The organism is Ovoidimarina sediminis, assembly GCF_032586175.1.
GTDB classification, from domain to species: domain Bacteria; phylum Pseudomonadota; class Alphaproteobacteria; order Rhodobacterales; family Rhodobacteraceae; genus Ovoidimarina; species Ovoidimarina sediminis.
The window spans coordinates 45,927-59,462 of the sequence record NZ_JAWHTE010000005.1 but is presented as its reverse complement, the minus strand read 5'-3'; the positions used below and the strand labels follow the sequence as shown (position 1 = coordinate 59,462).

Sequence of the window (13,536 nt, the reverse complement as noted above, 5' to 3'; positions counted from 1 at the left end):
CTCATACCGCGCCTGTGGAAAAGAGCAAGCGAATGATTGATCCAGGTCAGGGAAATCCCCCGCCGCCTGGGCCAGAGCGTCTTGCGATCCGGTGGTCTTGCCGCCAAAACACGCATGCAACGAGGGGGAGTATCACCACCATGGGCTACCGCGAGGTCTACGCAGACTGGAAGGCTGATCCAGAAGCATTCTGGATGACCGCCGCCGAAGAGATCGACTGGGTAAAATCGCCGAGCCGGGCACTGTTCGCCGAGAACGCGCCGCTTTTCGAATGGTTCGTCGATGCGGAGGTGAACACCTGCTGGAATGCGGTCGACCGGCACGTGGAGGCCGGGAACGGGGCGCGACCGGCGATCATCTATGACAGCCCGGTAACGCATACCAAGCACACCGTCACCTATTCCGAACTGCGCGACCGCGTTGCCTCGCTTGCGGGCGCGCTTCGGGCCAAGGGTGTGGAGAAAGGCGATCGCGTCATCATTTACATGCCGATGGTGCCCGAAGCGCTTGAGGCGATGCTGGCCTGCGCACGGCTCGGGGCCATCCATTCGGTCGTGTTTGGGGGCTTTGCCGCGCATGAGCTTGCGGTGCGGATCGACGATGCCCTGCCCAAGTGCATCATCGCGGCTTCCTGCGGGATCGAGCCGGGGCGCGTCGTGCACTACAAGCCACTTCTGGATGGTGCGATAGAGGCTGCAAGCCACAAGCCCGAATTCTGCGTGATCTTCCAGCGCGAGCAGGAGGTGGCGCACCTGGAAGAGGGCCGCGATTTCGACTGGCACGCCTTTCAATACGGGGTGGAGCCGGCCGACTGCATGCCGGTCGCGGGCAATCACCCGGCCTATATCCTTTATACTTCAGGCACCACGGGCCAGCCCAAGGGCGTCGTCCGTCCCACCGCCGGTCACCTCGTGGCGCTGAACTGGACGATGAAGAACATCTATGACGTGGCGCCGGGCGATGTGTACTGGGCCGCGTCGGATGTGGGCTGGGTCGTCGGCCACAGCTATATCTGTTATGCGCCGCTGATCTATGGCTGCACCACGATCGTGTTCGAGGGCAAGCCAGTGGGCACACCGGACGCGGGCACGTTCTGGCGGGTGATCGACGACCATGAAGTGAAGGTCCTTTTCACCGCGCCCACGGCCTTTCGAGCAATCAAGCGCGAGGATCCGAAGGGCGAATTCCTGGCGCGTTACGACACCTCGTCGCTAAAGGCGTTGTTCCTCGCTGGTGAACGGGCCGATCCCGACACCATCGAATGGGCCGCCGAGAAGCTTGGCGTGCCGGTAATCGATCACTGGTGGCAAACCGAAACCGGATTTGCCATCGCCGCGAACCCGATGGGGATCGAGAAGCTTCCGGTAAAGCTTGGCTCTCCCGCCGTGCCGATGCCGGGCTGGGACGTACAGATTCTGGGCGAAGACGGGCACCCAGTGGAGCCTGGAACGCTGGGCGCGATCGCGGTGAAGCTGCCGCTGCCGCCAGGCACGCTTCCCACACTCTGGAATGCCGAGGCGCGGTATCGGAAGAGCTATCTCGAGCATTTCCCGGGGTACTATGAGACCGGGGATGCGGGGTATATCGACGAAGACGGCTACCTTTACATCATGGCCCGGACCGATGACGTGATCAACGTCGCGGGCCATCGACTGTCGACAGGTGCGATGGAGGAGGTTCTGGCCGGTCATCCGGATGTGGCGGAATGCGCGGTGATCGGGGTGACCGATCAGCTCAAGGGTCAGTTGCCGCTTGGTTTCCTTTGCCTGAATTCCGGAACGGACCGGGATGAGGCCGAGATCGTCAGCGAATGCGTGAAGCGCGTCCGCGACCAGATCGGCCCGGTGGCGGCCTTCAAGCTCGCCTGTGTGGTAGACCGGTTGCCCAAAACCCGGTCGGGCAAGATCCTGCGCGGAACGATGGTGAACATCGCGGATGGAAAGGAATTCAAGATGCCGGCCACGATCGACGACCCGGCGATCCTGGATGAGATCCGGGAGGCGCTGAAGGGCCTCGGTTACGCCGCCGGCTAGGCCGTCATCGTTTCGACCGACAGGATCGTCGGCAGGTGGCGGGCGATCTCGTCCCACACGCCATCGGAACTTCGGCGGAAGACGGAGCCCGAGTTGGTACCGAAATAAACACCGACTTCGGGAGCGTGGTCGGTCGCCATGGCCTGCCGCAGGACGGTGAAGTAGCAGTCGGATTGCGGCAGACCCGCGCGCTCTGCCTGCCAGGTGGTGCCGCCATCCGCCGAAGCCCAGACCGCGGCCGAGGCACCGGGCGGGTAACGCCCGATGCTATCGCCGTTGAGCGGCAGAACCCAGATCCGTTCCGGATCGCGCGGGTGCACGGCGATGGGGAACCCGAAGGTCGACGGCAGCCCGGCGGAGATATCATCCCAGCTTCGCCCGCCATCGCGGCTTCGAAACACGCCGTGGTGGTTCTGCTGATAGAGAAGGTCACCCGCCTGCCCCGAGCCGGGCGCGCGTACGAGGTTGTGCACGCAAGTGCCCACATCCGCGCCATGGTCGTGCCCAGGTTCCACGGGCACTGTCGCGCCGGCATTCGAGCGGCGGTTGCGCCGCGTCCAGCTTTGCCCGCCGTCCTCGGTCGCGAAGGTGCCCGCGGCCGAGATCGAGACCCAGAGCCGGGCCGCGTCGTCCGGATCTGGAACGATGGTGTGAAGGATGAGTCCGGCCCCGCCCGGTTGCCAGTCGGGGCGGGATGGATGATCGGTCAGCGCATCAACGCGGGACCAGCTTTCGCCCCCGTCCGGGCTTTCGAAAAGCGTCGCGGGTTTCGCCCCTGCATAGAGTTGGCCATTAGCCCGGCCCAGCGACCAGAGAGCAGTGACCTCGCCAGTATAGGGCGCGGGCGGCGCCGGTTCGAACCCGAACGCCGTCGCCTCGTCGGGATTCTCCGCGATCCAATCCTGCATCTGGCCATGGGCGAGTTGGGAGAGTTCCCATGTCGCCCCGGCATCCTCTGACCGCCAGACGCCGGCCCCGTTCCAGTCTCCGCCGCCCGCCGCCCAGATCCGCCCCGTGGCAGGATCGCCGATCGCGTGATTGATGGGCCAGCCGCCGCACAGAGGGCCGGTGATGCCCCAAGTCTCGCGTGAAGGATCCGGGGCGGCGAGGAACAGGCCCTTGGTCGTACCGATCAGCAGGGTGACGTTGTTGGGCATGGGCGGCTCCTCCGTCGCGGATCTGGATCAGCCTAGCATGGAACCGGCGCGAAGGCCGGTCTCATTTGAGTGATGAGCCAGGCAAAGAAACCAGCGCCTGTCAGGTGAGGCGGTCGAGGAGCTTCAGAAGCGTGAGCCTTTCGCGGGCGTCGAGCGGAGCGAGTGTTTCTTCGGTGATCGCGTGCCCGGCGCGGTAAAGCGCAGGTACTAGCGCATCGGCTTCGGGAGACAGAGTGATCACCGTGCGGCGCCGGTCCTCGGGGTCGGGTGCCAGGCGGACGAGCCCCTTGGCCTCGAGCCGCGAGACGACGCCCTTGATCGTCGCCACATCCATCGCTGTCAGACGCCCGAGCTGGTTCTGCGAACAGCGCCCCACCTCGGCAAGCCGGACGAGGGCGGCGAACTGCGTCGGCGTCAGCCCGTCGGGCGCACCGGCCTGGAAGATGGCGGCATGGCGTTGGCTGACCCGGCGCAGGAGGTAGCCGACCTGGTCGTCGAGACGGTAGGCGGCAGCCTGCGCCACGGTCATCTGAGCCCGTCCTTGCCTTCCGCCTCGTCATGGGTCAGCCCACCCACGCGCGGCAGGGGCCGGCCGCTGTCTGTCACCGCGACGGCGACCAGGATTTCATCGGCACGCGGCGCATCATTCATCCGTACCTCGACCCCGTCGAAATGCGAACGGACGTAGGCGGCATCCTTGTGGCCAAGTGGCACGTCGAGATCCTGGCCGGGGCCACCCATCTTCTTCGACGAAGGCACGAGGGCCGCGCCCCTTTCGACCGCCTTCCTAAGCGGCGCGCCGAGTTTCGGGTGCAGGATGGCAGCGGCGTGTTCAAGCTCGCCGTTCTCGCCCACCATTGCCGATTTGCCGTAGCTCTGCGCCTCTTTCGGCTTGATCCCGAGCGCATCGACGGCGCGGTCACCCAGAAGGCCGCCCAGCTCGGCCCCGATCTCCATCAGCGGCGTCAGGTCCTCCACATAGCGCCCGGCGAAGGGGTTCGCGATCACCGCGATGGCGACGGCCTTGCGGGTGGGAGGCACGATCTGACGGCCCATTTCGCGGTGGGTTTCCTCGATCCAGACGGCGATCTTCCTGATCTCTGCACTCATCTCGGCTGTCCTCCTCGGGTCATGTCTCTGTCAGCAGCGGTTGGTCGGCTTCCGTCGGAAGGGCGGTGAAGGTCTGGCCGCCCAAGGTCAGGGCCGCGCCCGCGATCAATCCGTGTTTGCGCATGGCATTGGCGGCGGCAAGGCCGCGCTTCAGCGCCGTGACGACTTCATCCGGGGTCAGCGGGCCAACGGCAGTGACAACCGGCCGGGTGCCCAGATCGCTGTCAGGATCGAGGCTTTGCGCCGGTGCGCGGGATATGGCGGGGTGGCCGGGAAGATCGACAGCATTCGCAATGAGCGTGGCTGCGACATCTGCCTCGGCCGCGGTGGTGGCGAGGGCCGTGACGCTGTCGGCGATCCCCAGCGAGTGCGAGCGTCCGCCCTGGCCCGAGGTGGCAAGTCCGCGGATCGGGTCGGAAGCCGCAAGGCGGACTTGCCCCAGATCGGTGCAATCGAGCCCGGCAATCCTGGCGGTGGCCGCTTCGCCAGGCGCGAGGTGGAAGGCAATGTCGCCCCCGTTGTTCACGACGGCGCGGGTGAGCCCGGGGACAGCCGTCATCGCAGCAAGGATTTCGTCGGCCACGCCGCCCGCGACAGCGGCCATGGGGGTGACGAAGGTGCTGGCATGAGGCGTGACGGCGCGATGCATGCGCCGAGCGGTGGATCCGCCCGGCAGGGGCGAGGGCACCGGGAGGCGGAGATGGGGAAGTTCGGCGGCAAGCTCCTCCAGCACTGTCGCGAAACGGCGCGCGGCGGCATGGAAGGCCGCCTCTCGGCCCGGACCGTCGACGCTGATGACGAGGTCGATCGGCCCGTGCTGCAGATGCAGGCGGTCGCCGGGCAGGCGGGCGGCCTGCGGCCCGGTCATCCTCTGACCCGCCGGATGTCGGGGGTGATGACGTCTTCCACCCGGCGCACCCTGTCCATGTGCCCGCTGAGTGCAGCGTAATCATCGCGGCGCATGGTGAACTCGATCGGGGCTACGAGGGCCGGTGTGGGGACGTAACCGAAGGCATTCGTGGGCATCTGCGTGACATCGGCCATCACGGTGATGCCGCCGCCGGGCCAGACATAGGCGGGCGCACCACCGCAGGTGACACGTGTCAGCATCGCCTTGACCGACCGGGTGAGGCCCACCGGGTTTTCGGTCACGCCCGCGCGCAGGCTGCCCCCCGCGCCGCCCATGAAGAGGACGGAACAGAGCGAGGGTTCGCAGTTCTCCGCGATCCGTTCGGCGGAGGCGAGGAGGACGGGCGGGATCTCCGCAGGTTGCGGGACAAGATCTTCGTCGAGTTCGTAATAGGCCCACTGCTCGCCCGTAGTTGAGACCATCAGAAGCCTGAGCCCCGGCCAGGCCACTTTCGCGTCGGCAGGTTTAAGGATCGAAAGCGGATCGGTGATGTTGGTGCCACCCCAGCCCGTGCCGGGTTCGGCCACCTGGAAATAGCGGCCCGGGGTGGATTTCCGGCCCGCGACCTTGATGCCTGTATGTGGCACGTCGAGGAGCCGCCCTGCCTGGTGCTCCGACAAAACCCCGGTGATGTGATCATCGACTACCACCACCTCGTCCACGTGATCCTTCCACTGGGCTGCGAACATTCCGATTGTGGCAGAGCCGCAGCCGACCCGCATCAGGCGCTCGCGTTCACCGTCGATGATCGGCGCCTGCCCCGCCTGCACCGTCAGCGTCGCGCCATCGTCGATCGTCATTTCGACGGGTTCCGAATTGCAGAGGTTCAGAAGCGCGTCGCAGGTGACGCGGCCCTCCTTCTTCGAGCCGCCGGTGAGGTGATCGACGCCGCCAAGAGACAGCATGCGCGAGCCGTACTCGGAGGTCATGACGAGGCCGATGGGCTCTCCATCCACGCGGACGACCGAACGTTCCTCGCCGATATGGCGATCGGTGTCGATCTTCACCTTGACACCGCAATAGCTGAAGATCCCCTCGGTCACGACGGTGATCATGTCGACACCGTCGACCTCCTGACTGACGATGAAGGGGGCGGGCTTGTAATCGGGATAGGTCGTGCCGGCGCCGATGGCGGTGATGAAGGGCCGTGTGGATTGCACGATATCGCCATCCCAGTCGGGCCCAGTTTCGAGGAAGGGCACCGCCGTGTCGCTGTGTTCGATGATGGTGAGCGGATCGAGACGCACGAGTTCGCCACCATGGTTCGCGTAACGATCACAGGCGCCCGACCGGCCTTCGGCGATGTAGCAAAGGACGGGGCAGGCGTCGCAGCGGATCTTGTCCTGAGGCTTGACGCGGTCGTTCATGGCTCGGCCTCCCGCAGGGCGGCGTGCAGGGCCGATGGCGTTACCGGCAGCGACCGGATGCGAACGCCCGTGGCGCGCGCAATGGCATTGAGAATTGCAGGCGCGGTGGGGATCAGCACGTGCTCGCCCAGCCCCTTGGCACCGTAGGGGCCGTGGGCGTCTGGGTCTTCGACGATGATGGTTTCGATCGGAGGCACGTCGCCGATCGTCGGGATCAGGTAATCGTGCAGGTTCTCGGTCCGGCCGGGAATGTATTCCTCCATCAGTGCCATGCCGAGGCCCTGGGCGATGCCGCCATGCACCTGGCCTTCCACCAGCATCGGGTTGATGGCCCGGCCCACGTCATGGGCGGCGACGAAGCGCGTGGCGCGGGTGGTGCCGAGGGCCAGATCGACCTCGACCTCCGCCAGCTGGGCGGTGTAGCCGAACTGGGCGTAGGGAATGCCCTGCCCGTCTGCATCGAGGGGCTTTGTGGGCGGGTCATAGGTTTCCTCGGCCCGAAGGACGAAGCCTTCGGCGTCGGGCGACAGGGCCGCGAGATCGAGAGTGCGCACGGTCGCTCCGTCGGTCACGCGCAGTGTCGTGCCATCGAGGGTGATCGTTGCTGTTACGGCAGCGTTGGAGCGGCGGAGGATATCGGCCCGAAGCGCCTCGCCCGTAAGCCGGGCGGCGTTGCCCGACACGAAGGTTTGGCGCGAAGCGGAGGTTTTCCCCGCATCCGGCGTAATATCCGTGTTGCCGGTGACGAGGCTGATCTGGCAGAGCGGCAGGCCCAGTGCCTCGGCAAAGATCTGGGCGATGACCGTGTTGGCGCCCTGCCCGATATCCGCCGCCCCCTGGTGAAGCCTGAGCGTACAATCGGCCAGGAACCCCGCCTTGATTGTGGAGGGGTTCGGAAGCGAGGTGTTACCGCAGCCGTACCAGCCCGAGGCGATGCCGACCCCGTGCCTGAGCGGGCCGTTCGCGGCGCGTGCCGCCTTGTTGAAGGCCCGCGTGCGGTAAAGCGCCTCTTCCCAGGCCGGTTTCAGCGCCTCGAGGCAGGCCATGATGCCGACGCCCTGTTCGAAGACCTGTCCGCAGACGGTGGGCGTGCCGTTCGCGAGCGCGTTCTTCAGCCGAAACTCCAGCGCGTCGATTCCGAGCGCGTCGGCCAGCTCGTCGAAGAGCGATTCCTGTGCGACAGCGGTTTGCGGCACGCCGAAGCCCCGGAAGGCGCCGGAGGGCGGGGCGTTGGTATGAATGGCGGCCGTGGTGGCGATGTAATCGGCCACGCGGTAGGGCCCAGAGGCGTGGACGGGCACGCGATTGGCGACCGTGGGGCCCCAGCTGGCATAGGCGCCCGTGTCGAAGTCGCCGTGGAAGCGGAAACCCCGGATATGACCGTCAGCATCCGCGCCGATCGTCATGTCGAGGCGGCCCGGATGGCGCTTGGTGGTGGAGCGCATGGAATCGGTGCGAGAGTAGCGGTGGCGCACGGGCTTGCCCGTCTTCAGCGCGGCAAGGGCAAGGTAGGGCTGGATCGAGATATCGAGCTTCGAGCCAAATCCGCCACCCACCCCCGTAGGCACGATGCGGATATCGGCCTCTGGACGCCCGAGAATGCGGGCCAGCGCCTCACGGTCCATCACCGGGGCCTGGGTGCAGGCATGCACGTGGACGCGGCCGTCGACGATTTCGGCAAAACCCGCCTCTGGCTCGATATAGGCGTGTTCCACAAAGGAGGTGGTGAAGGTGCCCGAGACGGTGACATGGGCCCCTGCCAGTGCGGCCTCTGCATCGCCAGAAGAGACGCGGCCGCGGCACATGATATTTCCGGTGCGGTCGGGGTGCAGTTGAAACTCTGCCTCGACCTCGGCATTGGGCAAGCCGAGGGCCGGGGCGCGTTCCTGCCAGACGACCGGAATGTCGGCGTCTTTCAGACTGGCGATGGCCTCGGGCGTGCCGATCACGGCGGCGACGGCCTCGCCCCGGAAACGGGCCTCGGATTCGGCGAAGACGGGCTGATCCTCGAACCCGGGGATCACGCCGAAACTGTTCTCGCCCGGCACGTCATCGGCCGTCAGCAACGCTTCGATGCCGGCGATCGACAGAAGCGCCGTCAGATCACCGAAGGCGAACCCCGCTCGGTGATGGGGAGAGCGCAGGATGTGAAGTTCGAGTGCGCCCGCCGGGCCCACGTCGTCACCGAAGCGCTCGGTGCCGTCGACCTTGCCCTGTCCGTCAAGCCGGCGGATCGCAGCGCCGACGGTGCCTTCGGTCGCAAGCGGGGCCTGCCCTCCCTGCCCCGCCGCCACGACAGCTTCGAGGATCTTGCGGTATCCGGTGCAGCGGCAGAGCACGCCGCCGAGCGCATCTTGAACCGTGGCGATCCCTGGGCGCTCGGTCTCGCGCAGGAGTGCCGTGGCGGTGACAAGCATGCCCGGCGTGCAGATCCCGCACTGTGCCGCGCCGTGGTCCTGGAAACTCTCCTTGAGACGACGGGTGGCCGGGTCGTTCGCGAGGCCTGAAAGCGTCTCGACCTGCCGTCCCTGCGCCTGCTGCGCCGGCATCAGGCAGGCGCAGACCGGCGCCCCGTCGACAAGAACGGTGCAGGCGCCGCAATCCCCCGCGTTGCAGCCCACCTTCACGTCGCGGGCGCCCAGCCGTTCGCGAAGACTGGCCGACAGCCGTTCGCCCGGTGCGGGTGCGATATCGACGCTCTGCCCATTCAGCGTGAAGGTGGTGACTGAGGGGGAGCGCTTATCCATCGGCAGCCTCCCTCACGGCGCGGCGGATCAGATCGGCCACGGCCGCAAGGCGGTAATCAGCGGTGCCGCGCACGTCATCGATGGGGTTCAGGTGGGCGAGGTGTTCGGAGGTGATCTCCGCAAGGGCGCTGGGGGTCTGGCCGATCAGCCCCTCTTCCAGCGCCGGAAGGCGTCTTGCGACCGGAGAACAGGCCCCAACCGCGATGCGCAGATCGCTGAAGCGCCCGGCCGCGTCGCGTGCGGCCAGAACCGCCACCATAGCGATGGAAATGACGAGATATCTCCGCGCGCCAAGCTTCCGGAACGCAGACCGCGCAGCGTCCGGCAGGCGCGGAATGTGAAGCGCCGTAACCAGCTCACCCTCCGAAAGCGCCGTCTGGCGCACGCCGGTGATGAATTCCGGAAGCGGCAGGATACGGGAGCCGCCCGGCCCCGTCACCTCGACCGAGGCGTCGAGTGTCAGAAGCGGCGGCACGCCATCGGCGGCGGGCGAGGCGTTGCAGAGGTTGCCCGCAATCGTGCCGGCATTCTGGATCTGGGTCGATCCGACCTCGCGCGCCGCGGCCTTCAGCCCGTCAAAGGCCGGCGGAAGCTTGGCCCGCAAGATCGTCGTCCAGGTCGTCGTCGCGCCGATGCGCCAGCCAGCGTCGGTTTCGGTGATCCCGCTGAGGCCCGGTACGCGGGTGAGGTCGATCAAATCGTGGTCGGCAAGCCGCTCGCCCAGCGCCGGGAAGTAATCCGTGCCCCCTGCCACAAGCCGCCCGCCGCCTGCCAGGGCGGCAAGCGCAGCATCGAGGCTTTCGGGTTGGTGGTAACTCATGGGATCAGATCGTTAGTGTACAAACATCTTCCGGGGCGGGGGGACACCTGTCAACTCAGATGCCCACGTATTTCTCGACAAGGCTGTGATCGGCGCGAAGCGTTTCGGCGGGCAGCACCTCGCCATTGCGCCCGTTTTCGATAAAGGCCACGCGGTCGGCGATCGACAGAACCGCATCGACGCGCTGTTCGACAAGAAGGATCGCCGTGCCTTCCGCCTTCATCCGCGTGATGACCTGGCGGATCGCCTCGATCATCGAGGGTTGCAGCCCCTCGGTGGGTTCGTCGAGCAAGAGCACCTTGGGGCGAAGGCAAAGCGCGCGGGCGGTGGCCAGCATCTGCTGCTCCCCGCCCGAGAGTGTTTGCGCGCGCTGCCCCATCCGCTCGCGCAGGCGCGGGAAGAGATCGAGTACCCATTCGCGCGTTTCCCGCCCCTCGCCCCGCACCATGAGGCCGATTTCCAGGTTCTGCGCGACGGTGAGTTCAGAGAACAGGCGGCGGCCCTGCGGGATATAGCCAATCCCCTGCTTCGGCACCTCGTGGGGAGGTAGATCGGACAGCGTTGTGCCGTCGAGCCGGATCTTGCCCGACCAGAGCGGCAGAAGCCCCATGATCGTCTTCATCGTCGTGGTCTTGCCTGCGCCGTTCCGCCCCAGAAGGCACAGGATCTCGCCCGCGTTCACTGTGAGCGACAGATCCCGCAGAACCTGCGCACGGCAATAGCCCGAGGAGACGGCGATCAGTTCCAGCATCAGCCTGTCCCCAGATAGGCCGCCTGAACGGCCTCGTTGTCATGGATTTCGGCCGGTGTGCCTTCGGCCAGCACCTCGCCGAAATTGAGCACGGTCACCTTATGTGCGGTTTCCATGACGACGTTCATGTTGTGCTCGATCAGAAGGATCGTGGCGCTTTCGGACAGGTAGCGGATGAGGCCCTTGAAGGCCTCGATCTCGCTGTCAGCGAGCCCCTGCGTGGGTTCGTCGAGGATCAGAAGCCGCGGGGCCTGGGCCAGGCCCATGGCGATCTCGAGAAGGCGCTGGTGGCCGTAGGAAAGATCCTGCGCCTCCTGGTCGATCCGGTTGGCAAGGCCCACGCGCTTCAGCGCCCGGTGCGCTTCGCGCCGCGCGGCCGCGGGATCGGGCTCGGCCCGGCGGGCGGCGAGAGCCACGTTTTCCTCGACCGAGAGGCCGGGGAAAATCGAGGTGATCTGGAAGGTATAGGCCATGCCCATACCGATGCGCCGGTGCGCGGGCATGCGCGTGATGTCCCGCCCGTCAAAGGTAACAGTGCCCGATGACGGCTCGATCCGGCCGCAGAGCATGCCGACGAAGGTTGTCTTGCCCGCCCCGTTCGGGCCGATCAGAGCGCGCACCTCCCCCGCCTCGAGCGTGAAATCGACGTTCTCGACAGCGCGGAGGCCGGAGAAGTGCTTCGAGAGGCCCCTGGTTTCGAGAAGCGTCGTCACGGCAGCCCCCTCCAGATCCGGCGGCGGATCTCGCCGGCAATGCCCTGGCGCGCGAAGAGGGTAAGAAGAACAAGGACGATACCGACGATCAGAAGGTAAGCGGTCGTCCAGCCCGAGGCGACGTCGATCAGGTAGAACATGAAAAGCGTGCCGATGAAGGGGCCAAGGACCGTGCCCGCCCCGCCGAGCAGCACCCAGAGCAACGGGAAGATCGAATATTGTACGCTCGCGAAGCTCGCCCCCGCATAGCCGAATAGAAGCCCGTAGGCCGCGCCCGCCAACGCCGATATCGTGCCCGAGACGACGACGGCGGCCAGCTTTCGACGGTACGTATCGTAGCCCAGCATGCGCGCGCGTTCCTCGTTCTCGCGGATCGCGATCAGCGTCTTGCCGAAGGGGGACGAGACGAGGCGGAGCGACAGGATCAGGCACAGCGCGAAGACGGCGAAAGCGGCAAAATAGCGGTTCGTGGGGTCGGAGAGGTCGATGCCCCAGAGCACGCGTTCGGCCTGCTGGATGACGAAGCCCTCGTCGCCCCGCGTCCATTCGCCGAAATAGAGAATCGTGAGGAAGGCAGCCTGCGCGAACATAAGGGTCACGATCATGAAGGCGACGCCCTGTGTGCGGAGCGCGAGGAAACCCACGAGTGTGGAAAGCGCAAGCCCGGCGAAGAGGCCGAGAATCATCGCCGTCGCGGGATCGGCCCCCAGGTGGCGGATCGACAGGCCCATGCCGTACATGCCCGCGGCGAAGAACATCGCGTGACCGAGGGAGAGGAGCCCGGTGTAGCCGAAGAGGATGTTGTAGCCGATGGCGTAGCAGGCCAGCACCATGATCCGGCTGAGGTTACCATGGTGGTATTCCGGCAGGACGAATTGCAAGCCGAAGAGAAGGATCAGGAGGCCGCCGTGCAGGACCGCCGATTTCACCGTGTCGCTCATGCAGCGCGGGTTCCGAAGAGGCCCTGCGGGCGGAAGACGAGGACGAGCGCCACCAAAAGCGTGGCGAGGATCTTTGCCAGCGTCGGCGAGAAGAAGACCGAGATGATCCCGTCGGAGAGGCCGATGAGGACGGCGGCGAGCACGGTGCCCGGAAGCGACCCAAGCCCACCGATTATCACGACGATGAAGGATAGAAGCAGGGGATCGCCCCCCATCAGGTAATGGGCTTGCTGGATCGGCACGATTAGCACGGCGGCCAGCGCCGCAAGCCCCGCACCGAGGCCGAAGACAATTGCATAGACACGCTCCACCGGGATACCGAAAGCCAGCGCCATGTCACGGTCGAGTTGCGTGGCTCGCATCACGAGGCCGATCTTCGTGCGCGTCATCAGAAGCCAGACGCCGAGAAGGACGACGACGGCGGCGCCGATGACGGCGAGCTTGTAGGTCGTCGTCCCGAGGCCCCAGGGCCAGTAAACCTGCGGCCGGCCATCCGCGAATTCGAGCCAGGGAAGGGCGATGCGCGCGTTGAAGGGCGGCTCGACAGGCCGTGCGTCGGGCCCGTAGGTCATCAGCGTCGCCTGCTGGAGGATATAGAGAAGGCCGATGGTGGCGACGATCGTGCGCTCGGGATCGTAATCGATCCGCTTCAGCACGGTCATGTCCGCAAGCGCAGCGATGGCGCCCACGATCAGCGGCGCCGCGATCAGCGCCACGGCAAAGCCGATCGCCGGGTGCCCCGCGATATGGGTCGCGATCCACCAGGCGATAACGGCGCCCAGCATGAAGAATTCGCCATGGGCGACGTTGACGACCCGCATCACGCCGAAGACGAGCGACAGGCCCACGGCTGTCAGCGACAGCACCGCCGCCGTGACCGCACCTTCGAGCGAGGCGAGAAAGAGATAGGGGCCAAGTTCCATGTCAGACCGGGGGCCGCCTCCGGCGGGAGTATTTTTGCCAGAATGAAGTTGGAGCGGGCCCTCC

General features: G+C 66.2%; 12 protein-coding genes. 1 reads left to right on the top strand and 11 read right to left on the bottom strand.

Features of this window, described 5'->3' with window-relative positions; translation table 11 throughout:
• The first annotated feature begins 140 nt into the window (after window positions 1-140).
• Window positions 141-2,033 (top strand): propionate-CoA ligase PrpE, encoded by a 1,893-nt coding sequence (gene prpE / locus RXV90_RS07830; protein WP_316647977.1) that lies wholly within the window; start codon window positions 141-143, stop codon window positions 2,031-2,033.
• Here the strand turns inward: prpE and RXV90_RS07825 are convergent.
• The 11 genes from RXV90_RS07825 to RXV90_RS07775 form a co-directional block, all read right to left on the bottom strand.
• Window positions 2,030-3,190, bottom strand: coding sequence for a WD40/YVTN/BNR-like repeat-containing protein (locus RXV90_RS07825; RefSeq protein ID WP_316647976.1), 1,161 nt, complete (start codon window positions 3,188-3,190; stop codon window positions 2,030-2,032). The genes prpE and RXV90_RS07825 overlap by 4 nt on opposite strands.
• Before the next feature lie 100 nt (window positions 3,191-3,290).
• Entirely contained in the window at window positions 3,291-3,719 is a 429-nt protein-coding gene (locus tag RXV90_RS07820) for a MarR family winged helix-turn-helix transcriptional regulator (RefSeq protein ID WP_316647975.1), read from the bottom strand.
• On the bottom strand, window positions 3,716-4,300 hold the full coding sequence (locus RXV90_RS07815) for an amino acid synthesis family protein (protein ID WP_316647974.1): 585 nt from the start codon (window positions 4,298-4,300) through the stop codon (window positions 3,716-3,718). Before RXV90_RS07815 ends, RXV90_RS07820 begins: the two co-directional genes overlap by 4 nt.
• Before the next feature lie 19 nt (window positions 4,301-4,319).
• Window positions 4,320-5,168: a UPF0280 family protein gene (locus RXV90_RS07810; protein WP_316647973.1), complete on the bottom strand. Its 849-nt coding sequence runs from the start codon at window positions 5,166-5,168 to the stop codon at window positions 4,320-4,322.
• A complete protein-coding gene (locus RXV90_RS07805; protein WP_316647972.1) occupies window positions 5,165-6,577 on the bottom strand; it encodes a 6-hydroxynicotinate reductase in 1,413 nt (470 codons plus the stop codon). Before RXV90_RS07805 ends, RXV90_RS07810 begins: the two co-directional genes overlap by 4 nt.
• Window positions 6,574-9,324 (bottom strand): molybdopterin-dependent oxidoreductase, encoded by a 2,751-nt coding sequence (locus RXV90_RS07800; protein WP_316647971.1) that lies wholly within the window; start codon window positions 9,322-9,324, stop codon window positions 6,574-6,576. The genes RXV90_RS07805 and RXV90_RS07800 overlap by 4 nt, the downstream gene beginning before the upstream one ends.
• Window positions 9,317-10,144 carry an FAD binding domain-containing protein gene (locus RXV90_RS07795; protein WP_316647970.1) on the bottom strand — a complete coding sequence of 276 codons (828 nt, stop codon included), beginning with the start codon at window positions 10,142-10,144 and terminating at the stop codon, window positions 9,317-9,319. The genes RXV90_RS07800 and RXV90_RS07795 overlap by 8 nt, the downstream gene beginning before the upstream one ends.
• Before the next feature lie 55 nt (window positions 10,145-10,199).
• Window positions 10,200-10,895: an ABC transporter ATP-binding protein gene (locus tag RXV90_RS07790; RefSeq protein ID WP_316647968.1), complete on the bottom strand. Its 696-nt coding sequence runs from the start codon at window positions 10,893-10,895 to the stop codon at window positions 10,200-10,202.
• Complete coding sequence (locus RXV90_RS07785) at window positions 10,895-11,608, bottom strand: ABC transporter ATP-binding protein (RefSeq protein ID WP_316647967.1); 714 nt, start codon at window positions 11,606-11,608, stop codon at window positions 10,895-10,897. Before RXV90_RS07785 ends, RXV90_RS07790 begins: the two co-directional genes overlap by 1 nt.
• On the bottom strand, window positions 11,605-12,549 hold the full coding sequence (locus RXV90_RS07780) for a branched-chain amino acid ABC transporter permease (protein ID WP_316647966.1): 945 nt from the start codon (window positions 12,547-12,549) through the stop codon (window positions 11,605-11,607). Before RXV90_RS07780 ends, RXV90_RS07785 begins: the two co-directional genes overlap by 4 nt.
• On the bottom strand, window positions 12,546-13,472 hold the full coding sequence (locus RXV90_RS07775) for a branched-chain amino acid ABC transporter permease (RefSeq protein WP_316647964.1): 927 nt from the start codon (window positions 13,470-13,472) through the stop codon (window positions 12,546-12,548). Before RXV90_RS07775 ends, RXV90_RS07780 begins: the two co-directional genes overlap by 4 nt.
• Window positions 13,473-13,536: the final 64 nt, after the last annotated feature.

Coding starts and splice junctions, on each gene's coding strand:
- prpE (WP_316647977.1), top strand. CDS start 141: ATGGGCTACCGCGAGGTCTACGCAGACTGGAAGGCTGATCCAGAAGCA.
- RXV90_RS07825 (WP_316647976.1), bottom strand. CDS start 3,190: ATGCCCAACAACGTCACCCTGCTGATCGGTACGACCAAGGGCCTGTTC.
- RXV90_RS07820 (WP_316647975.1), bottom strand. CDS start 3,719: ATGACCGTGGCGCAGGCTGCCGCCTACCGTCTCGACGACCAGGTCGGC.
- RXV90_RS07815 (WP_316647974.1), bottom strand. CDS start 4,300: ATGAGTGCAGAGATCAGGAAGATCGCCGTCTGGATCGAGGAAACCCAC.
- RXV90_RS07810 (WP_316647973.1), bottom strand. CDS start 5,168: ATGACCGGGCCGCAGGCCGCCCGCCTGCCCGGCGACCGCCTGCATCTG.
- RXV90_RS07805 (WP_316647972.1), bottom strand. CDS start 6,577: ATGAACGACCGCGTCAAGCCTCAGGACAAGATCCGCTGCGACGCCTGC.
- RXV90_RS07800 (WP_316647971.1), bottom strand. CDS start 9,324: ATGGATAAGCGCTCCCCCTCAGTCACCACCTTCACGCTGAATGGGCAG.
- RXV90_RS07795 (WP_316647970.1), bottom strand. CDS start 10,144: ATGAGTTACCACCAACCCGAAAGCCTCGATGCTGCGCTTGCCGCCCTG.
- RXV90_RS07790 (WP_316647968.1), bottom strand. CDS start 10,895: ATGCTGGAACTGATCGCCGTCTCCTCGGGCTATTGCCGTGCGCAGGTT.
- RXV90_RS07780 (WP_316647966.1), bottom strand. CDS start 12,549: ATGAGCGACACGGTGAAATCGGCGGTCCTGCACGGCGGCCTCCTGATC.
- RXV90_RS07775 (WP_316647964.1), bottom strand. CDS start 13,472: ATGGAACTTGGCCCCTATCTCTTTCTCGCCTCGCTCGAAGGTGCGGTC.